Genomic DNA, 22,092 nt, shown 5'->3' on the forward strand with positions numbered 1-22,092 from the left:
ACCTTCTTACGCTTGGATTTTCTCGATGGTTACTTTTGTATAAGGTTGACGATGACCTTGCTTTTTGTGGTAGTTTTTCTTCGGTTTGTATTTGAATACAACGACCTTCTGGCCTTTACCGTGTTTCTCCACTTTCGCAGTTACAGTTGCACCAGAAACAACTGGTGTACCTGCTACCAAACCGTCCTCTTTAGAAACGGCCAGTACACGGTCGAAAGTCACGCTTTCTCCGTCACCTGCATTCAGCTTCTCGATGAACAATACATCGCCTTCTTGAACTTTGTATTGTTTACCACCTGTTTCGATAATAGCGTACATTTGCTTGCACCTCCTCATGTCTCAGACTCGCCTAATTCAGGTGTCCAATCATATAATGACCGTCCTTGTATACCCGATCGGAGCGGTTACAGCATGTGCAGCAATTGCTCACTAAACACATACCTGAAGATCATATCATATTGCCCATGATTCCGTCAATACCTACCACACTTACATTATGCCTGTCCCACCACAGGATGTACAAGTTCTAGAATAGGGGGCGGCCGAGCTTTCTCGTGCCTTCTTGCGAGTCATTTCAAGCAGTCCAAGCTTCGTCCAACCTACCACAAAACTTTTGGTCCGATCCTTACGGATGCCCGCTTCCATTGCGGCAATAACCTCATGTCTATGCTCTTCCTCTTCCATATCGATGAAATCTACAATAATAATACCACCAATGTCCCGAAGCCGGATGATTCTCGCAATTTCACGGGCAGCATGTAGATTGGTACGGGTGACTGTATCCTCAAAATTATCTCCGCCAATATACTTCGCTGTATTAACGTCAATAACGGTAAGTGCCTCGGTCTGATCAATAACGATCGTCCCTCCACCCGGGAGTGAGATTTGCCGGGAAAAACCCGACTTTAACTGTTCTTCTACACCGTATGCTTGAAAAATATGATTTTTCCCCTCGTATACCCGCATTTGAGGTTTAACTCCAGGTACCAAATCGGATAAATAACATTCCGCTTCTTTCGCATCCCGTTCACGGTCTATGATCAATTCATCATTCAGAGGATCAAAGGCATCCCGGAGAAACCTTTGAAGAATCCCCAAATCGCGATGCAGAAGATCAGGGGATTCCGATGTATGCGCGCGTTCCATAATCCGCTCCCACTCCATCCGCAGCATCTCCAAATCTCCCGCAACGGATTCAACAGGTTCATCCTCGGATACGGTACGCATAATAATACCCTCTTCCCCGCTCCTTAATCGCTCACCGATCATTTTGAGACGCATTCTTTCAGCTTCTCGCTGTATTTTCTTGGACACGGCCACATAATCGGACTTTGGCATAAACACCATACACCTGCCAGGCAGGGAGAAGTGGGTTGTTACCCTTGCTCCTTTGCCTCCCCTTGGTTCTTTCATAACCTGGACAACCAATTCTTGTCCCACAGAGAGCAGTTCCGCAATGGATGGTTTGTTCTTGGGCTGTTTCTCTAAATGTGGATGAAGAACATCATCCACATATAAAAAAGCATTCTTTTTCAATCCAATATCAACAAAGGCCGCCTGCATGCCTGGAAGCACATTGACCACTCTTCCTTTATAAAAACTTCCAACGACACTTTGTTCCCGACCTCGCTCTGCTGCATATTCTACGAGCCTGCCATCTTCGATGAGGGCCATCTGAATGGTATCCGGTTCACAGTGAACAATCATTTGTTTCATGGCTTCACCTCTTTATGGAAGACTAATCTACTGTACAATCCTATCACGAGTCAGCTCAGACGGGATATATTACATAGTGAATTCCTGTACAATATTTCTTTTGAACAAAATCAAGCATACCAAGGGGGCCTGTTAGACGCAAAAAAAGAGGCAATGACATGCTGCTCCGGTACGACAGCCATTAAACCTCCCCGGCGGTTCATAACGTAAATCAAATGATACTTCTCTCTTTTAAACAAACGCATAATATCATCCAAAGGTTTCGAAGAATCTGCAACTATTGGCTGAGCAGTTCCGATACTTTCCTGCTGATGTTCATATAATCCATTCCGGTTCACAAGAAAACGCATAAAACGGTAAGGGACATTACGGTGATCCTCAAAGTTCGAATAAGCCAAAAAAAGACCTATCAGTAACAGATTCAGCTTTATACCGCCGCCGGAAAGCAGTGGAGAAAGCCCATAGCCAATCATAAACAAACTGCAGATCATTCCGGCACGAGCAGTCCATAATAGCGTTGCATGATAGGGAAGGAGCAAACTGACAAGAGCCTGCATTACTTTCCCTCCATCCAAAGGCAGAACTGGAAGGAGATTAAACAGTGCAATAATCAAGTTCCCCTGTATCACATAGGACAAAAAGGGGCCGTCTCCCCAACCGGCCGCCTGACATAACCATGCAATTCCTATCATAATTCCATTCTGAAGAGGACCGGCCAATGCGATGATCAATTCTCGTGCGGCATTCATTCGTCCGTCATCCTCAATCACTGCAACACCGCCAAACGGCAGCATTTGAATAGACCGCACTTTAAAGCCCATAGCTATAGCAGCACCTGCATGACCCAGCTCATGTATGAACACGATAACAAATAAAGTAAGCAATTCCAAGAAACGCCCGGTTATAACGGAGGCCAGCATAACGATAACAAAAAGAGGATGTAGAGACAGAACAGTACCCCGGATGCTAATCAAATGAAATCACTTCCGTCGGATCCACGCTGCGGTCTCCGTCTTTTAACATAAAGTAAAGGGCAGACTGGTCTCCATCAGACTGTACTAGCGGCAATGTACCAACGACATCTCCGCCTTGAACCCAATCATTCACCTTCAAGTCAGATGCTGAAAGCCTACTGTATTGAGCGGTTCTTTCCCCTGTGTGCTGGATTGTAACCATAACGCTTGAATCCGGAAGTTTCTTAACTTCTAGAACTCGGCCCGTTTCTACGCTTTTAACCTCGCGAGAGGAGAACGAATCCCCTTCAGGCACTATGAGAATCCCTTTGAGGTCAATCGCAAAGGATTGCACAAGTTGTCCTTTCAACGGTGGTACCAATGTAGCCGATGCATTTACCTTTGTTGTATCCTGATCACTTTGGCCAAATATCGGAATAAATGAGGGTGGACCGCCAAAGTGTTCTTCATACCATACTTGAGCGGCCTGAAAGTCCATTTCTCGGCTTAAGCCTTCTACAATATACCCTTGTGCCCGCAAAGCCCAGGGTTCATGGACCGAGAAAATCCCCCAAACCGCTCCGAATAAAAGGACGCTCGCCGCGAAGCGCCGCATCAACCCTGCTGTAAAAGATGAATTACGAGGAGGAATCACAGGCTCCGTGACATTGTCATACCATCCGCGGTGACCTTGTTTCCACATTTTTTCGGGATCCCGTTCGATTTCCGGTCCGGTATGAACAGGCTCTTGAAATGTATTCTGCCGAAGAACAGGTTTACTGGAGGCGTTAGTAACCGGATTGGAACGGATAGTATTCAATCTCGTACTCTCTTCCGTCAGATTTTCATTCAATAGTTCACGGATTCGTGCTTCTCTCCTGTGTTTTACAGATGTTTTAATGTCCAAAATACTCTCCCCCTTGGGGCTTGTTTTACTCTATCTTATGAGGACAAGAAAGATGTTTAGAACAAGCCATCGCCAAGAGTGGATCTCGGTTTTCCTGCAAGAAAAAAGCCAGTGCAGTATTCTGCACCGGCCAGTCAAAAAAATAAGAATATACTATTACCCCATACCGAAAAATTTCTTGAACTTTGTAAACATCCCTTTTTTCTGATGAATCTGCATTAGTGGAACGGTATCCCCTAGAATACGGCGAGCAATGTTTCTATAAGCTATAGCCGCTGGAGAATCTGGGTTCATAACCGTCGGCTCTCCAAGGTTCGCTGCCTTGATCACCATCTCATCGTCTGGAACGATACCGATCAGATCAATATTCAGCACTTGCAGTACATCTTCGATCTCTAACATATCACCTGACTTAACCATGTTCGGACGAATCCGGTTAACCACTAGCTTCGGAGATTCCACATGGGAGCTCTCGAGCAATCCGATTATACGATCAGCGTCACGCACTGCAGCATTCTCCGGTGTGGTTACCACGATAGCCTTGTCCGCCCCGGCAATGGCGTTCTTAAATCCCTGCTCAATTCCTGCAGGACAATCGATAACAATGTATTCGTAGTCCTTCTTCAGTTCCAGGACAATATCCTTCACCTGATCAGGCGAAATGGCGTTCTTGTCCTTGGTTTGGGCAGCAGGCAGCATATAAAGCTCGTCAAAGCGTTTATCCTTGATAAGCGCCTGATTGAGACGGCAGCGCCCTTCGGCGACGTCGCACAGGTCATAAATGATTCGGTTTTCCAGACCCATAACTACGTCGAGATTACGAAGACCGATATCGGTGTCTACCAGACACACTTTTTTGCCCAGAAGTGCCAGAGCCGTGCCGATGTTCGCCGAAGTAGTCGTTTTTCCGACTCCGCCTTTGCCTGATGTTATGACGATTGCCTCTCCCATATTCTACACCCCTTTAAACACATTAAAATCCCGGCCCAATCGAACAATGTTACTGATCTTGTCTATCTGCATACTTCCGTTTTGCAAATACGCAAACTCCATGACCGTTTCCCGTGTTTCCCACTCATCCGGCGGTCTGCTGATCATATCTGAAATACGAAGCTGGGTGGGAGCTAGATACGAGGCAGCGATAATTGCATCCTCATTTCCCTCGATGCCGGCATGTGCCGTTCCACGAAGAGCACCCAGTATGTATATATCTCCAGTTGCCGTAATCGTCCCACCAGGGTTTACATCACCCAAGAAGAGCAAATCTCCTTTGTGGTGCAGAACTTGTCCGGATCGGACCATGCCAGTTTTAACGACCGGACCTGATACTACCTCATCTTCCGGCTCGGGGGGCGGCGATTCCACTGTGCGTATCAGCAGATTCCCCTTCTGCTTCAGTATGTCAAGAATAGACTGCTTCTCTTCTTCGGAAATACGCCGAGATCCCAGTTTAACATCCACATGAATAATAGGTCCGGTCAAAATATTTTGATGACTATGCTCAAGTTTATAGCGAAGCTCGCTGAGCAGTTCTTCTAACTCACATTGATCGTCAAGCAGGAATACCAGGCCATCTTTGATGCCCTTAATCGTTACATGATTGGATTTTACAGCCATAAGCCTGTCCCTCCCATCTTCATACATTTCGCGCTCGGACCTTCAAGTTCCTGCTAGTCTTCGTAAAATGTCGGATTGACGGTCAAGAAGCCTTGCTTCTCTTCGGAGCTTTGGCAAGCAGCTCAAACTGTTTCCGAAGAGGTACATAAATCATCAAGGCAAATGCAAAATGAATCAGAAGATTGGGAAGCATGTGATTCAGCAGGGCCCAGTTATAAGAATCCGGATTGATCCGGAATAACTTATAGATCCCAAATAGCGTGCTATCCAGCAGTAAGCTGCCCAATATGACTACCGTCATCATAACCGGCAATGGAGCCCTCGGCGTTTTAAATAAAAGTCCCATTATATATGCCGATACTCCCATTGCGAATGAGTACGTACCGATCATTTCACCGTAATAGACTACGTCATGGAGCATCCCGAACACGAGGCCAAGTACAAGGCCGGTGTGACGGTGATGGTATATGGTCGCAAACAGAATGGCAACATACATAAAGTTAGGCGTGATTTTGCCCTGCAGCGAGCTTGGCGTAAGCCAAAAACCTACCGTCCCCTGTAAAATAAACAAAAGAAACAACAGCAGAATCAAAACCTGATGGCGCTTCATCCTTTAGGCTCCTCAGGCGTGAACACGACAAGAAGTGTTTTCCAATCCTGGAAACTGGCAGCCGGTTTAATGGTGGCCGTTTTGTTCAGACCGAATTCCCCGACCTCGACACTCTCAACCGTACCGATAATCATCCCACGCGGGATAACCCCTCCGTTACCAGATGAAACGATCAAATCTTTTACTTTGACTGGATCGTCCTCCGGAATCCGGGTCATTTTCAGCATTTTCGTCTTCTTGTCGTAACTTTCAATAATTCCAAACGTGTCCTTGTTAGAGACGGTAGCTGCGATCTGCTGTCGCTTAGCGTCCTGTGGATCAAGCGTCGTCAGCAGTTTTACGGTAGAGGTGAAATTACCGACATGGCTTATAACCCCGACCATACCCTCGACAGAGGTAACGGACATGTTTAGGCGGGCTCCGTCCTTGGCTCCCAAATCGATGACCAACGTATGGTTGTTCGGATCCTGATTCACACTTAACACATTAGCCGGACGGTAATCATACTCGTACCTTTGCTTTTGAGCTTCTGTAAACTTAAGATTATCCTTTAAAACTTTATTATCATTCTTGATAAGATTGTACTCTGCGCTCTCACGCGCATACTGCGCCACAGCCTTCTTCAGACGTTCGTTCTCTTCATACACTTCTTTCATGTCACGCACATCTTCAAAGAAGCCCGCTATGTAAGAAGCGGGCTTGTAAAAAACACCTTGTACAAAACCTACTGTATCCCTCATAAACTTCTCTGGCCAGGATAACCCCATCCGTGGACCAAGCGTAAATCCCATAAGTGCAATAAACGTTACCAGCCCGATCAGCATAATAAACAATCGTTTGTTACCTAGCAGCTTAAACAGTTTTCAACACCCTCTAACGTTACTGTTTTCTCTCCCACATACCAGGGGTTGACACACATTGTCCTGACTACCGTTTCGAACGGACGGCAGAGCTGCTGCGGGATTTAAACAGATGAATATTATCGAGCGCTTTCCCCGTACCAATCGCTACACAATCCAGCGGATTTTCAGCTACAATGACAGGCATACCTGTCTCTTCAGCAAGCAGTTTGTCCAAGTTACGCAATAGCGCTCCGCCTCCGGTCAGTACAATTCCGCGGTCCATAATGTCGGCGGCCAGTTCCGGTGGACATTTCTCAAGCGTTACTTTCACAGCGTCCACAATGGCATTAATGGTATCTGCCAAAGCTTCGCTAATTTCATCGGAAGTGATTGTAATCGTCTTAGGCAAACCTGTTACCAGATCACGGCCCCGGATTTCCATCGTCTCCACCGTTTCAAGCGGCATCGCAGATCCCACTTCCATCTTCAATTGCTCAGAGGTACGCTCCCCGATCATCAGGTTGTACTGGCGCTTGATATAAGAAATGATGGAATCATCCATTTCATCTCCGGCCACACGTACGGAACGACTTGTAACGATTCCGCCAAGTGAAATTACGGCAACCTCTGTAGTACCACCGCCGATATCAACGACCATGCTGCCAGTCGGCTCCCAAACAGGAAGATCTGCACCGATTGCTGCTGCAAAAGGCTCCTCAATCGTGTATGCTTCACGAGCTCCCGCCTGCTTCGTAGCGTCCTCCACAGCGCGCTGCTCCACCGCAGTAATGCCTGATGGTACACATACCATTACGTTCGGATGACGTGGAAATACGGAACGCTGCTTCTGCGCCTGACGTAAAAAATATTTAATCATGGTTGCGGTTGTATCAAAGTCGGCAATAACGCCGTCCTTCATCGGACGAATCGCACGAATGTTGCCTGGTGTACGCCCAATCATCTTCTTCGCGGATTCACCAACCGCCTCAATCGTTTTTGTATCGGTACGCAGAGCTACCACAGAGGGCTCTCTAACGACAATTCCTTTTCCACGGACATAGACAAGTGTATTAGCCGTCCCCAAATCAATTCCTAAATCTTTCGTGAAACCACCAAACATGCTGCAAACTCCCTTTCCTTCTCAATCTGAACTATTATATTACATCAGGCCCCGTTCCTTCAAACTTACAAACGCTCCATCTCCAATAATCAAATGGTCCAATACATCAATTCCAATAATATCCCCAGCTTCTACCAAACGGGAGGTCAGGGATATGTCTTCTGGACTCGGTGTAGGATCACCGCTTGGGTGGTTGTGTGCACAAACCAAAGACGCACTACTGCATTTGATTGCGGCTCTAAACACCTCGCGAGGATGAACAATGGAGGCATTAAGGCTTCCCATGGAAAGCGTTTCTTGGGCTATGACGTGATTTTTCGTATTTAAAAAAAGACAAACAAAATGCTCTTTCTGGAGATAGCGCAGCTGTTCGCTCAACAGTTCCGCGGCATCACGCGGACTGCGTATAATCACCGGCTCCATATGTCTCGAACTGACCAATCGTCGTCCGAGTTCGATACCCGCCTTCAGCTGTACGGCTTTAGCGATTCCGATTCCTTTAATCTGTGTTAATTCTTCAATGCTGAGGTCAACGAGTTGACGGATACTGCCTACCTGCTTCAAGATCCGTTGTGCCACGTGAATGGCGGATTCTTGTCTAGTTCCCGTCCTTAATAATATCGCTAGCAGCTCAGCATGACTCAAGGCGCTCGCCCCATAAGACATCATGCGCTCTCTTGGTCGTTCTTCATGGGGGATGTCGCGCAGCAGAAGTGCGGGCGACTCCATATATTCCCCTCTTTTCCTGTGTCTAAATCATAAACACGGCCAAAATCTAAAATTAAGATAATACATCCATTCCCATCTCTGAAAGCATATCACTAAGCAAGGATATCGGCAGCCCTACGACATTGAAGTAGTCACCCTCAATGCTGTTCACAATAGCAGCACCGAGGCCTTGAATGGCATAAGCGCCGGCTTTGTCGGCAGGTTCGCCGCTCCGTACATAGGACATGATCTGTTCATCGTTTAACGGCTTCATGCTTACAGACGTTATCCGGTGGCGAACAATACTCTGTCCGGTCAAGGCATCCACGCAGGCTACGCCTGTATACACCTGATGAGTACGCCCCTGAAGCACGGAAAGCATTCGTACGGCATCTTTATCATCCATCGGTTTCCCAAGTATATCACCCTCTAGTACGACAATCGTGTCACTCCCCACGATGATTGCATTACTGTCCGATTCGGACAGCTTCCGGTACACTGCATCTGCCTTGCGCAGCGAAAGGGTCTCTACAACCATGCTGGGTTCCCAGCCGAAGGGTGTGTCTTCATTGGCATCACTCGGCATGATCTCAAATGGTAACCGAAGTGAAGCTATTAATTCTTGACGCCGTGGAGAAGTTGACGCCAGTATGATGTGCCCTAATGCCTTCTCTTTCACGAGGGAATGTCTCCTTTGTTGTTAGAGCCTGCGATACAGCCAAACCGCCGTAATCATTCCGATCAAGCCCAGCAGGCAAAGTTTGAATTCAATGTTAATGTCATAATTTATGATGTCCAAATTAGCTTCGGGCGACCACTTCAATGTTGTAGAAGTAGTTAGAAAAGAAAGAGCTTTGACAGGCAGCAGCAATTTTGCAATCCAAGTTCCGGTTAGCCACCCCAGCAGTATAAACAAGATAAGCACTCCTGCGTTTTTCTTCATTCGTCCTCTTCCCTCGCCATTTTTTGACACCCTAATTATTATACGGTGAATCGGTAAGCAATACAAACAGAAATCCGGCTTGGGGAACTATTTCCAGTTCTCCTGCCGGATTTCTGCGGTCGTTTGCGGTTTTAGGACTAGAAGCTTTCCACAAGCTTCCTTTGACTCATGATGTAGTTCATCATTCCTGCTTGAATTTCCCACAAATGCCCCTTGGATCGATTTTTGTTGTATTCTGTCAACGCTGTAATAGCTCCGCTCATTTCCTGCTCCATAGTTTTAAGGCTTGCCCCTGTCTCCAGACTCATTCCAGGAGATATAAGCTTTACTGCTTCTGTCCACTGAAGATGAAGACCAGTAATCGTCTTCATGGTCTCTTCGTCCACTGGTCCGGGGGTTTCCTGACCCAATAAGGATGCTGATAGAGAGCTGAGGTTAGCCGCCAGATCACCACTCACTTCAAAGAAAATGTCAAGCGCGGCAGCCTCCCCGGCAAATACAGCAGATTGAGCACCAGGTAATACGATCTCCCGGACATAAAGCTCAACACCTTCACCTTTTAACTGACTGCTAAGCAGTTTCGCCTGCTCTCGATCCGGTGACACACCGGCGTATACGCGATTCTCCGCAGAGGAATCTCCAAAGGCCGCAATACCGGATTGAGTCAGTTCACCCTTAGCCTGCTCTGCTCTTTCTGCTGTGCTGAAAACGCCATACTGTAGCATGTAGAAGGTCTGCTGAGGGATCGAAACAGATACAGATGCTGCTTTCTGATCGTTAATCTCCCCGTTTACAACTGCATTTTCTGGATGTAAAATTCCCGTCCCTTGGCTACTCTCTATGGTTGTGTAATTCTCACCGGAATCCCCGCCGTTAAACATCGACAATACAACCGTTCCAAACAGCAGTCCCGTGACAATCGCACCTGTAATAGACCCTGCAAGCTTCCACACAGAGTTTGGTTTCTTAGAGCGATAGTATCCGTAATCATTCCTGGTGTTAGAGGGAACTTGTTCAACTGACAGGTATGACTGATCTCTGTTCTTACCATCGAGCGAATCATGAATAAAATCATGTTCTGACGAATACTCATCGATCTCGGGATATTCTGAATTCACATTCTCAATGTAAGGCCGTTCCGGTCTACCGTAGCTCCACTCATCCTCATAACGCTCATGGTCGTACTGTTGCTCCATTCGCCGTTTCTCCGATGCCAAGCGACCATTAACACGGAAATTCTCAAAGCGATTGTTTTGATTAATATTAAGATTTGGATTACGATTATCCAGCAATTCAACAGGCAGCGGTATAACACGGAAATCCTCATCTCCTACCTCTTGGTATGAAGGTGACTGTACTTCTTCCCGGAAAAAGCCCTGCTCAAAGTCATCGCTTACACTCCCCTTACCAATGTCAGGCTGCAGGCGGGACCTGGTATGTACTTCTCTTTTATTTCCGCTGTCTTGTCCATTGGGAGTTTCACGGTCAAACCTTATTGTCATACGCGCTTTGTTCATTCCACTGCACACCTCACTTGTCTCCTTATCTATAACTACCTATATGATAGATTCAGGAAAGTTATGTACGGATGCGGACAAACTGAAAACAAACAACACCCGCACATCCTGTATACAATAACAGGACATGCGGGTATCGAATGAAATATGAACTCATTTTGTTATTAGACTTACTTGTTTTCTTTCAAGGATTGCGCCAATGCAGCCCCAACTTTCCAAATGTCCCCCGCACCCATAGTCAAGACAAGATCACCTGGTTTCACTCGTCCTTTTAGGTCATGAAGAACTTCTTCTTTGGAAGGAAGGTATCTTGCTCCTGCGTTGCTGTTCTCTACAATCAATTCCACCAATCTGGCAGAGCTTATGCCTTCAATCTGTTTCTCGCCAGCCGGTGAATAAATATCTGTGATAATTACTTCATCTGCCTCCCCGAAAGCACGGCTAAATGCATCAAGCAAGAAAAAGGTTCTGGAGTAACGCTGCGGCTGAAACACAGCAATGATGCGTTTTCCGGTCGCTTTAGCTGCACTGATTGTAGCTTCGATTTCAGTGGGATGATGGGCATAATCGTCAATCACGAGTATATCATCCGTTTCGCCCAGCACCTGAAAGCGGCGCTTGGCTCCGTTAAATTTGAAGATACCTTTTACGATATCTTCAAACGGTACGCCAGCCTTTAAACAGGTTATCACTGTAGCCATCGCGTTATACACGTTATGTTTCCCCGGAACCGACAGCTCAACTGTTCCCAAAACCTGCCCCTTATGAGACATCGTAAAGGAAACATGACGATCTCCAAGTACCAGATCGCTGGCCATATATTCCGCGTCGGCATGAATTCCATAAGTGGTCACTTCTACACGATTGAGCTCCGGCAGTATAGCTTGTATGTTCTGATCGTCCGCACATACAACCGCAGTGCCGTCTTCTCTGGTTTGAGTCAGGAACTGCACATAAGCTGCCTTTAAACGATCAAAATCACCATCATAGTTCTCCAAGTGATCGGCTTCTATGTTTAAAACGACACCAAGCCACGGGTGATATTGCAGGAATGAACCGTCACTCTCATCTGCTTCGGCTACCACATACTCGCCTTGGCCCGCCTTGGCATTCGTACCGACATTCATAATCTCTCCACCAATAATAAAGGTCGGATCGACTCCGCACTCCTCCATAACGAGCGCGATCATAGAAGAAGTCGTCGTTTTGCCATGGGCTCCCGCTACGGCAACACCCTTACCTTCATTCAGCAGTCTTGCTAGCATCTGAGCACGATGAAGAACCGGGATGTTCTGCTGTTCCGCAGCTACCCGCTCCACGTTATCTCTGGACAAGGCTGTCGAATATACGACCAGATCAGCCCCTTGTACCTGCTCTGCTGTGTGGCCAATATATATTTTGGCGCCTTTAGCCGCCAATTTCTCCGTCAATTCCTGGGATGCCACGTCAGAACCCGTGACCTTGTATCCCATTTCCAGCATAACTCTTGCAATAGCGCTCATACCGTAGCCGCCAATTCCTATAAAATGAACATGTTCTGAAGTATTCAACAGTTATCACCAACCTTTTTCAGAATCGGAAAGGCCCAGGAGGTTGGAACGCACGTCGGCAATCAGATATAACGTGCCCGACACCACCCCAAGATCCTCCGCTTCCGTCCGTGACTTCAACAATTCAAGTGCGTTTTTCCAGTCTGGTTCTATGATGATTTGCAGCGTATGTTTGGCGTGTTTCTCTTTTATCTGCTCTACGATGTCACCTAACGCCTTGGCGTCCATTTTTCTCCGAAAATCCGGTTCGGTCAGGATAAGCGTATCCACTATAGGCAGTATATGCTTCAAATACGTTTCATGATGCTTATTTGCCAGCATTCCCATCATTAAGTTCAGATTCTGGTATTTATAAATGTTCGGAAGGCTATTGGCCAAGGATTCGGCCCCCTCCGGGTTATGGGCCCCGTCGACAATAATCCGGGGAGAGGAGCTTACCTGCTCCAATCTTCCAGCCCACTTGGTATCATGAAATCCCTCTTGGATATGTTCATCCTCAATGACAAAAGCCATATAATGACGAAGCACTTCAAGACTCATTATTGCACAGGCTGCATTCGCACATTGATGCTCACCCTGCATACTAATGCCAATATCCAGATGGCGGAATGGTCCCGAGAAGTGGAAAGTCTGCCCCTCTTCATCGCCCCCCGTCCGCTCATAAGAGAATTGCTCGCCTGCCAGATACAGTGTCGAACGGTTCCGCTCAGCTGTGTCCTTCAACACTTTGATTGCTTCAGGCTGAGTCACCGTGCTGACAACAGGTACACCTGGCTTAATAATTCCCGCTTTTTCCGAGGCAATCTCTACGACGGTCTCTCCTAAAATATCCGTATGATCCATACCAATATTGGTGATTACTGAAATGACCGGATGTACAACATTTGTCACGTCCATCCTTCCACCAAGGCCCGTTTCCCACACGACAACATCCGGGATACTATCAACAGCATAATACAAAATGGCAAGGGCCGTAGATACCTCAAACATTGTCGGAGAACCAAGCTCCGTTTCTGCAATTTCCTGAACGAGCGGATGCAATCGGTTTGCCAGCTTAAGCAATGTCTCCTCAGAGATATCTTCCCCATTAAACTGAAACCGATTAGTAAATTTCGTAATGTAAGGAGACGTAAAGGTTCCAACATCGTATCCACTTTGCAGAAGAACCTTGGTCAAATAAGCACAGGTCGACCCTTTACCATTCGTGCCTGCAACATGAATGAACTTTAGACGTCGCTGCGGGTTTCCCAGCCGTTCAAGCAATGCTTGAATACGTGCCAAACCAGGCCGGATACCGAACGGTATCAGTCCGTTAATCCAATCTACTGCTTCTTCATAACTTAGTAGAGGGGCTGACTGAACAGCCCCATTATGGTTACCCATGCTTCTCACCTTCAGGTCTATATTAGTTATCTTAGCCTTTCAGTTCTTCAATGCGGGCAAGTACTTTGTTTCTCTTCTCGGAATAGTCCGCCTGCTTAGCCCGTTCTTCCTCAATCACTTTCGCTGGAGCCTTAGAAACGAAGCCTTGATTACTTAGCTTCTTCTCCACACGATCTACCTCGCTGGTCAAGTGTTGAACTTCTTTTTCAAGGCGAGCGATCTCTTGTTCAATATCGATCAGACCAGCTAGCGGGAGATACAATTCAACTCCTGTCACGATGGCTGTCATCGCTTTATCCGGGGCCTCAAGGCCAAGAGCAGCTTGGTATTCTGAGGTGTTGCAGAAGCGACGGATATAATCCGCATTACGTTCAACAATGCCCAGTACATTCGCATCGGCTGCACTGAGCATCAGCTCTATTTTTTTACTCATCGGTACATTTACTTCAGCACGGATATTACGAACGGCACGGATAACGTCCATCAGCAGATCCATTTCAGCCACAGCTTCTTTGTTCTCCAAGGAAGCGTCATAGGTCGGCCAAGAGGAGAGCATAATAGTCTCGCCTTCATGCGGCAAATGCTGCCAAATTTCTTCCGAAATAAATGGCATGAATGGATGAATCAAACGCATCGTACGATCGAGAACATAGGCAAGTACAGACTGGGTCTTTTTCTTTGCAGCTTGATCCTCGCCGTAAAGCGACAGCTTCGCAAACTCAATATACCAATCACACAAGTCGTCCCAGATGAAATTATAGAGCAGTCGACCTGTTTCGCCAAATTCATAGGCATCAATTAGACGCGTAATATCACGTGAAGTTTCGTTCAGACGGTGAAGAATCCAGCGATCCGCTGTTCCTAGGTCTCCACTGATGTCGATATCGCTATGTTTAAAGCCTTCCAGATTCATTAATGCAAAGCGGGAAGCGTTCCAAATTTTGTTAGCAAAATTCCGTGCCTGTTCCACCCGTTCCCAACGGAAACGAAGGTCTTGACCCGGTGTGCTGCTTGTCGAGATCATATAGCGCATTGCATCGGTACCATATTTCTCGATAACTTCCAGCGGGTCCACCCCGTTGCCAAGTGATTTCGACATTTTCTTACCATCGGCATCGCGAACCAACCCGTGCATAAGGACATCTTTAAAAGGTTTCTCATCTGTAAATTCGAGTGCCGTAAATATCATACGAGCTACCCAGAAGTAAATGATGTCATATCCAGTAACCAGGACACTTGTCGGATAATAACGCTTGAGATCCTCGGTGTCTTCTGGCCATCCCAAAGTCGAAAACGGCCAAAGCGCGGAACTGAACCAAGTATCAAGTACGTCCTCATCCTGCTTCATGTTCGTGCTTCCGCATATGGAGCAGGCTGCAACTTCATCATGAGCAACATGGATCTCTCCACATTGTCCGCAGTACCATGCCGGGATCCGATGACCCCACCATAGTTGACGGGAAATACACCAATCACGTACATTTTCAATCCACTGGAGATACGTTTTCTCGAAGCGTTCAGGTACAAAATTCACACCTTCACCTGACTTTTGCGCTTCAATCGCTCTTTCAGCCAAAGGCTGCATCTTCACGAACCACTGGGTTGACAAATAAGGCTCTACAACGGCGCCACTGCGCTCACTGTGACCTACTTGGTGGACGTGATCTTCAATTTTAATGAGTACACCGGACTCTTTCAAATCATTTACAATTTGTTTCCGGCACTCGCTACGGTCTAAACCTTCATATTTGCCGGCATGACTGTTCATCGTACCGGTTTCATCCATAACCGTTATTTGTGGCAGGTCATGGCGAAGACCCATTTCAAAGTCATTCGGATCATGGGCAGGCGTAATTTTCACGGCACCACTTCCGAAATCTTTTTCAACATATTCATCCGCAATAACCGGAATTTCACGTCCGATAATAGGAAGAATCAACGTTTTTCCGATCATATCCTTGTATCTTTCATCTTCAGGATGAACAGCTACAGCCGTATCACCAAGCATCGTTTCCGGACGGGTAGTCGCAACCGTAATGCTGCCACTTCCATCTTTCAACGGATAGGTCAAATGATACAGATGTCCCTGAACTTCCTTATATTCAACCTCAATGTCGGATAATGCAGTACGCGCTGCAGGATCCCAGTTAATAATACGCTTGCCGCGGTAGATGAGCCCTTTCTCATAGAACTTCACAAACACTTCGCGGACAGCCTTAGACAACCCTTCATCCAGTGTGAAACGCTCTCTGGAATAGTCGAGAGAAAGACCCATTTTAGCCCATTGATCACGAATCGTATTAGCATACTGCTCTTTCCATTCCCACACCTTTTCAAGAAACTTCTCGCGTCCAAGATCATAACGAGTGATGCCCTGCTCACGCAGCTTCTGTTCTACCTTTGTTTGTGTAGCGATTCCAGCATGATCGGAGCCTGGAAGCCACAATGCATCGTACCCCTGCATTCTTTTAACGCGGATCAAAATATCTTGCAATGTGAAGTCCAAAGCATGACCGATATGAAGCATACCGGTAACATTCGGTGGCGGAATAACAATCGTATAAGGATCTGCATCCGGACGCTGACCCGCGTTGAAAAATCCGCCTTCTTTCCAGTAGGTGTACCATTTTTGTTCTGCAGCTTTTGGATCATAAGTGGTCGGCATTTGTGCCGAGGTTTGATTGTCCTTTTGTTCCATAATTCTCGTACCTCCGTTACTTAGTCAGCATTGCCATACAGAATCGTTTTAGCCGTTTCTACTTCTAAGAACTTTTTCATTAAAAACAAAAAAAGTCCTTCGTCCTCAAAGGACGAAAGACTGTTGTTCTCTCGCGGTACCACCTTTGTTTCGCACCGTTGGTCATGACTGCCTAGGTACGGCAAATCCAAGCGTTGCGACACTTTACACAGGTAACGGCTGCAGCCGGCATGCTCTAGCTTTTGTACAGGATCATCCATGTACTAAAGTTCAAGCAGGCAACTCCGGGGCGACTTTTCGCAAGATGGTTCCTGCGGAATCTCTCAGCGCTACAATTCCGCTCTCTGAAGGCCATTTCTCTTCCTACTCTTCCCATTCACAGTTGTTTGTAATTTGCAAATGCTCTGTACAGTATTACCATATTGTATTCCAATATGCCTGAATTGACTATAGTCAACTATAACTTGCTTATTGTGTATAGTCAATATTTCAGGGTGTATATGCTTCAACTTATCTATCAAAAGATCTAGAAGATATTCCAGCGCCCTAGACCCCAAAACCAAGCAGGCCAACCCAGGATAAGTCCTCGATTGGCCTGCTTGTGATTTTTTAAGAAATGTCTCTGTTCATACAAAGTATTACGGGATATACAGGACTTGGCCTTCCTCTACGCTCTGTTCCGACAACCTGTTATAAAGCAATAGCTCGCGAGGGCTCAGTTGGTACCTCTCTGCAATAGCCTCTAATGTTTCCTCACGCTGTACGATGCATAATCGAACTTTGCGAAAAGAAGTATCCTCCTGCCGTTTTCCCAGAAACAACGACTTCCACTGAACATCATCCGATGCAAGCGGTTCTGCCTGATCCTCTACCTGCTCATCTTCCTCGCGTGCCGTGATTTCCTGTTCCTGAACGGTACGGCTTGACTGCAATAGCGAAGAAAAGCCAACACCTGATGAACTGCCCACCGTGCTGTTTTTACTCGTAAATGCCACTTTCAGTTCTGGCTTCGCTGGAGGTTCCTCTTGAACCGGAGACTCATTGGCAAGAAATACGGCCTCCTGAACAGAAGCAGCTGCTGAATCTTCCTTGTCCTCGGATGACTCATCCACCTCTTGATCTGAAGAAGCCAATACCGGTATTGAATCTTGCTCCCTATCATCTGTAATTTCTGAGAAACCGCTAGATGGACTCTGATCACTATTTTCCGATTGATCAGCCCGTTCAAAGTTCCATACATTCGGATTCGGATTCGATTCCGATATGCTCTGTGCCGACTGAATGCTTGAGTCCGCAAACGGCGGTTCAGCTGGTTGAGATGGAGCAAATTTCTGTGATGGCTGCTCTCTATGTAACTCCTGCCCTGTAGCTCCATCCGCTGTATACAAGTTAACGTATCCCTGATTGCCGAACCCAGAACCCTCCTGATGCTGCTCACTTTGGAACTCCTCATGGCGACCGCTAGTCTGCGCATTCAAATCAAAGCCCGTTACCTGCTCATCCTGTGCATAAACTTCCTGTACTTGAGGGAAATAAAATGGCGACGGGTCCTCCGACTGAATACTCTCATGCTGACGCACCGCCGTATCATACCCTAAACCATCTCCTGCAGATGAGTCAGGAGCATGTACCACTGTGATTTCCTCATTGTTCCAAGCACCGTCGTTTAGCCCCTGAACGGCAGCTTGAATACCTTTTAGTGAGAGTACTCCTGTGATATTCAGACTTCTAGTAGACAGCAGGTCGACATCGAAATTTTCAATCTCCACTGCAATATCGTCTAGCGAAGACACCCGATTCATAGGAACGGTGATTTCCACCGGAATCCAATGTTCCAACGGCTCGGACTCCCCCGCTTCGGTGTCACCTCTATACAGCCCCGCCAATAGCAGATGGCCGCGAAGTGTCGCCTGCTCCTCCTGACTGATTACCTGGATATGCGGTATTAATTCAACCTCTTCCAGTTCTTCAATTCCCGGCAGATCTTCCGATAAAATAATGCGTTCGTAAATATCAAACCGCAATCCGTAGGACTGGTCGAACACGGGAATGTCCTCCTTTCGGCATATACTATCCGCGGGCTGATCCCGCGGCATGAGCCCATTTTTGTCACTCAACTTATCTATATGCCAAAAATGGGGGAGCATGACTTTTTTGCGGACACTGTCCGGAAATCGCTTAAACGAAACCCTTACATATGTATTAAATCTTCATTTCGGAAATTAATATCCAAATAATAATGCCAAAGAAAAAAGGCCGTTCAAAACGGCCTTTATCTTAGAAAGGGTTTACTCGCTATTTCCGCCTTCAGCTGGAGAAGATCCTCAGGCCACGGGGCAGCAACCTCAATAATCTCTCCCGTAAACGGGTGAGAGAAGCTGAGCCGCGCACCATGGAGCGCTTGGCGGCCAAAGCTGACAGAATATCCACCATACAGCGAATCTCCGAGAATGGCATGTCCCATATGGCTTAAATGGACGCGAATCTGATGGGTCCTTCCTGTCTCCAGGCTTAAATACAGTAGACTGGCCTGTCTGTACACTTCGGATTCAATGATCCGTGTCACGGCTGTCTGTCCAGTTAGCGATACACGACGGCGCTGGGCATGATGTCGGTCTTTACCAATAGGCAAGTCAATGACCTTTAAATCCGGTGACACACGTCCCTGGACAATGGCCGCATAAATCCGGACAATCTCCTTCTGTCTCATCGCTTCATCGAGCTTGAGCTGAGCATACTCGTTTTTGGCATACAGCACAGGTCCCGTTGTATCTTTATCAAGCCGATGAATGTGGCGGACAGCCGCTTCCACTCCCGATGCTTCGTAATAAGCAGCTACAGTGTGGTTCAGTGTCGTCTCGGTTCCACGGTCATCCGGATGAACGGCCATACCGGCAGGCTTGTTCACGACGAGACAAAAATCATCCTCGTATAGAACCTCCAGCTCGCTCCACATCGGTTCGATGCCCGCCTCCCTCGCTGGGAAAAGAGACAGCCGCAGCCGATCGCCTCTCCACTGTATGCCTTCAGTATGCTGAAGCTTTCGCAAAAGCTTCTCCGGCATTCCAACGGTTTCAAGCAGCCACTTTGCCGTAGCTCCCTCACGATCAGACTGTCCAGTCAGAATTTTACCCGGCGTCAGTTCCAGCCACTCACCGCGCCGAACCCAGTTCCCTTGGTAGCTCACAGGCTTTTAAAGGCATTGTAATTAGCTTCGATCGTCGCATCAATGTCTTCCTTAGTGTGCGCCGCCGATATGAACATGCCTTCGAACTGAGATGGAGGTACGCTAACCCCCTCCTGAACCATCGCTGCAAAATAACGGCGGAACAAGTCCATATCACTGCTCTTGGCCGTATCAAAATTGATTACCTTCTGGTCTGTAAAGAATGGGCAGACCATCGATCCAATTCGATTAATGGATAATGGTATACCGAATTCACGAGCATTCCGTTCAAAGCCAGCCTGAAGCTGTGCTCCCCGCTCTTCAAGTTGATCATATATAGCCGGCGTCAGCAGCTTAAGCGTAGTATAGCCGGCTGCCATGGCCAGCGGATTACCACTCAGAGTTCCCGCTTGATAAATAGGTCCTGCTGGCGCAATCTGGTCCATAATCTCACGTTTACCGCCATAGGCACCAACAGGCAGACCTCCGCCGATCACTTTTCCAAGGCAAGTTAAGTCCGGTGTAACACCGAATCTTCCCTGGGCACAATTAATGTCCACACGGAAACCAGTCATAACCTCGTCAAAAATAAGCAGGCTACCGTAATCTTCCGTTACCTTGCGCAAACCTTCTAGGAATCCTTCATGTGGAATCACAACACCCATATTCCCTGCTACAGGCTCCACAATAACAGCCGCAATCTCGTTGCCAAAACGTTCAAATGCCAGTTGTACCGACTCCAAGTCGTTATACGGAACAGCAATCGTATTTGTTGCCACCGCTTCCGGAACACCCGGGCTATCAGGTAAACCAAGCGTTGCAATACCTGAACCCGCTTTAATGAGCAAGCTGTCAGCATGTCCATGATAAGAGCCTTCGAATTTAATAATTTTGCTGCGACCGGTATAACCACGAGCAAGACGAATCGCACTCATCGTCGCTTCCGTCCCGGAATTTACCATCCGGACAACTTCGACAGAAGGTACACGTTCACAGACAAGTTTCGCCATCTTAGTTTCGAGCACTGTCGGTGCTCCAAAGCTCGTGCCTTTGGCAGCCGTTTCACGCAGTGCATCTACAACTTCGGGATGTGCATGGCCCATAATAAGCGGACCCCATGATCCGACATAATCGATAAAGTTGTTGCCGTCAATATCATACACGCGGCTTCCTTCCCCGCGTTCCATATAAATCGGTGTTAATCCCACCGATTTGAATGCCCGTACCGGACTGTTGACGCCGCCCGGAATATAATGTTTCGCCTCTTCAAAGGCGGCACGTGACGCTTCTTCTTTTCGCATACCTTGACTCATTTCATGCCACTCCTATCTGTCGCAATGACAATACTATTTTCTAACGGTTCCGGATCCAGCGGGCTGCATCTTTGGAGAAATACGTAATAATAATGTCTGCTCCGGCTCGCTTCATTCCTGTGAGCATTTCCATCACGATTGCCTGTTCATTAATCCATCCTTGATTAGCAGCTGCTTTGACCATCGAGTATTCACCACTGACGTTATAGGCTACAAGCGGCAGATCAAACTGATCCCGCAGCAATCTCACAATATCCAGATATGCGAGAGCCGGCTTGACCATAAGCATGTCAGCACCTTCGAGCACATCACTTTCAGCTTCACGTAGCGCTTCCCGTACATTTGCAGGATCCATCTGATATGTTTTACGGTCGCCGAACTGCGGAGCAGAATCAGCCGCTTCACGGAATGGTCCGTAAAAGGCAGAGGCATATTTAACCGAATAAGACATGATCGGAATATGCTGAAAGCCCTCTTCATCCAGCGCTGTCCGAATTGCTTGCACGAACCCGTCCATCATGTTGGAAGGAGCAATGATATCAGCACCGGCTTTTGCTTGGGAAACCGCTGTACGTGCCAGAAGTTCCAAAGATTCGTCATTCATAACGTCCCCATGGACATGCCCGTCACGTTCAAACGTATGAACCATACCGCAATGTCCGTGATCTGTAAATTCGCACAGGCAAGTATCAGCGATTACCAACAGATCAGGATACCATTCCTTAATGAGCCGTGTTGCTTCCTGAACGATACCATTATCCACAAAACCGGATGTTCCCACGCTATCTTTGCTTTCAGGTATACCAAACAGCAGCACAGCTGGAATTCCAAGAGCAGCAATTTCGTCCACTTCTTCTTTCAGCGTATCCAAGGAGAAATGAAACACTCCCGGCATGGATGAAATCTCAGTCTTTACTCCGGTTCCATAGGTTACAAAGATGGGTTGCACCAAATCTTCGATGTTCAGTACTGTCTCACGGACCATGTTGCGAATACCGGCACTTTGACGCAACCGGCGGTGGCGTACAATCGGAAAACTCATGTTCAAT

At 47.2% G+C, this 22,092-nt stretch carries 20 protein-coding genes and 1 other annotated feature; all 20 genes read right to left on the minus strand.

Annotated elements, in window-relative coordinates:
• Positions 1-6: 6 nt before the first annotated feature.
• Complete coding sequence (gene rplU, locus B9N86_RS22180) at positions 7-318, minus strand: 50S ribosomal protein L21 (RefSeq protein WP_208915296.1); 312 nt, start codon at positions 316-318, stop codon at positions 7-9.
• Positions 319-489: 171 nt separating this feature from the next.
• Positions 490-1,716, minus strand: a complete 1,227-nt coding sequence (locus B9N86_RS22185; RefSeq protein ID WP_208915297.1) for an Rne/Rng family ribonuclease — start codon at positions 1,714-1,716, stop codon at positions 490-492.
• A gap of 110 nt (positions 1,717-1,826) precedes the next feature.
• On the minus strand, positions 1,827-2,690 hold the full coding sequence (locus B9N86_RS22190; protein WP_208915298.1) for a M50 family metallopeptidase: 864 nt from the start codon (positions 2,688-2,690) through the stop codon (positions 1,827-1,829).
• Positions 2,683-3,576 (minus strand): M23 family metallopeptidase, encoded by an 894-nt coding sequence (locus tag B9N86_RS22195; protein WP_208915299.1) that lies wholly within the window; start codon positions 3,574-3,576, stop codon positions 2,683-2,685. Before B9N86_RS22195 ends, B9N86_RS22190 begins: the two co-directional genes overlap by 8 nt.
• Positions 3,577-3,732: 156 nt before the next feature.
• Positions 3,733-4,527, minus strand: coding sequence for a septum site-determining protein MinD (gene minD, locus B9N86_RS22200; RefSeq protein ID WP_208915300.1), 795 nt, complete (start codon positions 4,525-4,527; stop codon positions 3,733-3,735).
• Positions 4,528-4,530: 3 nt separating this feature from the next.
• Complete coding sequence (gene minC, locus B9N86_RS22205) at positions 4,531-5,193, minus strand: septum site-determining protein MinC (RefSeq protein WP_208915301.1); 663 nt, start codon at positions 5,191-5,193, stop codon at positions 4,531-4,533.
• Positions 5,194-5,275: 82 nt separating this feature from the next.
• Positions 5,276-5,803, minus strand: coding sequence for a rod shape-determining protein MreD (gene mreD / locus B9N86_RS22210; protein WP_208915302.1), 528 nt, complete (start codon positions 5,801-5,803; stop codon positions 5,276-5,278).
• Positions 5,800-6,627 (minus strand): rod shape-determining protein MreC, encoded by an 828-nt coding sequence (gene mreC / locus B9N86_RS22215; RefSeq protein ID WP_208915303.1) that lies wholly within the window; start codon positions 6,625-6,627, stop codon positions 5,800-5,802. Before mreC ends, mreD begins: the two co-directional genes overlap by 4 nt.
• Positions 6,628-6,730: 103 nt before the next feature.
• A complete protein-coding gene (locus B9N86_RS22220; protein ID WP_208915304.1) occupies positions 6,731-7,765 on the minus strand; it encodes a rod shape-determining protein in 1,035 nt (344 codons plus the stop codon).
• Between the two features lie 39 nt (positions 7,766-7,804).
• Positions 7,805-8,494 (minus strand): RadC family protein, encoded by a 690-nt coding sequence (gene radC, locus B9N86_RS22225; protein WP_208915305.1) that lies wholly within the window; start codon positions 8,492-8,494, stop codon positions 7,805-7,807.
• A 52-nt stretch (positions 8,495-8,546) separates the two neighbouring features.
• Positions 8,547-9,152 (minus strand): Maf family protein, encoded by a 606-nt coding sequence (locus tag B9N86_RS22230; protein ID WP_208915306.1) that lies wholly within the window; start codon positions 9,150-9,152, stop codon positions 8,547-8,549.
• A 21-nt stretch (positions 9,153-9,173) separates the two neighbouring features.
• Positions 9,174-9,416 (minus strand): DUF4321 domain-containing protein, encoded by a 243-nt coding sequence (locus B9N86_RS22235; protein WP_208915307.1) that lies wholly within the window; start codon positions 9,414-9,416, stop codon positions 9,174-9,176.
• Positions 9,417-9,553: 137 nt separating this feature from the next.
• Positions 9,554-10,933 carry an SPOR domain-containing protein gene (locus B9N86_RS22240; protein ID WP_208915308.1) on the minus strand — a complete coding sequence of 460 codons (1,380 nt, stop codon included), beginning with the start codon at positions 10,931-10,933 and terminating at the stop codon, positions 9,554-9,556.
• A gap of 170 nt (positions 10,934-11,103) precedes the next feature.
• Entirely contained in the window at positions 11,104-12,483 is a 1,380-nt protein-coding gene (gene murC / locus B9N86_RS22245) for a UDP-N-acetylmuramate--L-alanine ligase (RefSeq protein WP_208915309.1), read from the minus strand.
• A gap of 6 nt (positions 12,484-12,489) precedes the next feature.
• The gene (locus B9N86_RS22250) at positions 12,490-13,866 is read right to left on the minus strand and encodes a bifunctional folylpolyglutamate synthase/dihydrofolate synthase (protein WP_208915310.1); all 1,377 of its coding nucleotides are present in this window, start codon (positions 13,864-13,866) and stop codon (positions 12,490-12,492) included.
• Between the two features lie 31 nt (positions 13,867-13,897).
• A complete protein-coding gene (locus B9N86_RS22255; RefSeq protein ID WP_208915311.1) occupies positions 13,898-16,564 on the minus strand; it encodes a valine--tRNA ligase in 2,667 nt (888 codons plus the stop codon).
• 105 nt (positions 16,565-16,669) lie between these two features.
• Positions 16,670-16,953: a binding site (T-box leader), on the minus strand.
• 249 nt (positions 16,954-17,202) lie between these two features.
• A complete protein-coding gene (locus B9N86_RS22260; RefSeq protein ID WP_208915312.1) occupies positions 17,203-18,609 on the minus strand; it encodes a LysM peptidoglycan-binding domain-containing protein in 1,407 nt (468 codons plus the stop codon).
• 227 nt (positions 18,610-18,836) lie between these two features.
• Complete coding sequence (locus B9N86_RS22265; protein WP_208915313.1) at positions 18,837-19,751, minus strand: RluA family pseudouridine synthase; 915 nt, start codon at positions 19,749-19,751, stop codon at positions 18,837-18,839.
• Positions 19,748-21,043: a glutamate-1-semialdehyde 2,1-aminomutase gene (hemL, locus tag B9N86_RS22270; protein ID WP_208915314.1), complete on the minus strand. Its 1,296-nt coding sequence runs from the start codon at positions 21,041-21,043 to the stop codon at positions 19,748-19,750. The genes B9N86_RS22265 and hemL overlap by 4 nt, the downstream gene beginning before the upstream one ends.
• A 40-nt stretch (positions 21,044-21,083) precedes the next feature.
• Positions 21,084-22,085: a porphobilinogen synthase gene (gene hemB / locus B9N86_RS22275; protein WP_208915315.1), complete on the minus strand. Its 1,002-nt coding sequence runs from the start codon at positions 22,083-22,085 to the stop codon at positions 21,084-21,086.
• Between the last annotated feature and the right edge of the window lie 7 nt (positions 22,086-22,092).

It is taken from the genome of Paenibacillus uliginis N3/975, assembly GCF_900177425.1.
In the GTDB taxonomy this organism is placed as follows: Bacteria; Bacillota; Bacilli; order Paenibacillales; family Paenibacillaceae; genus Paenibacillus_AQ; species Paenibacillus_AQ uliginis.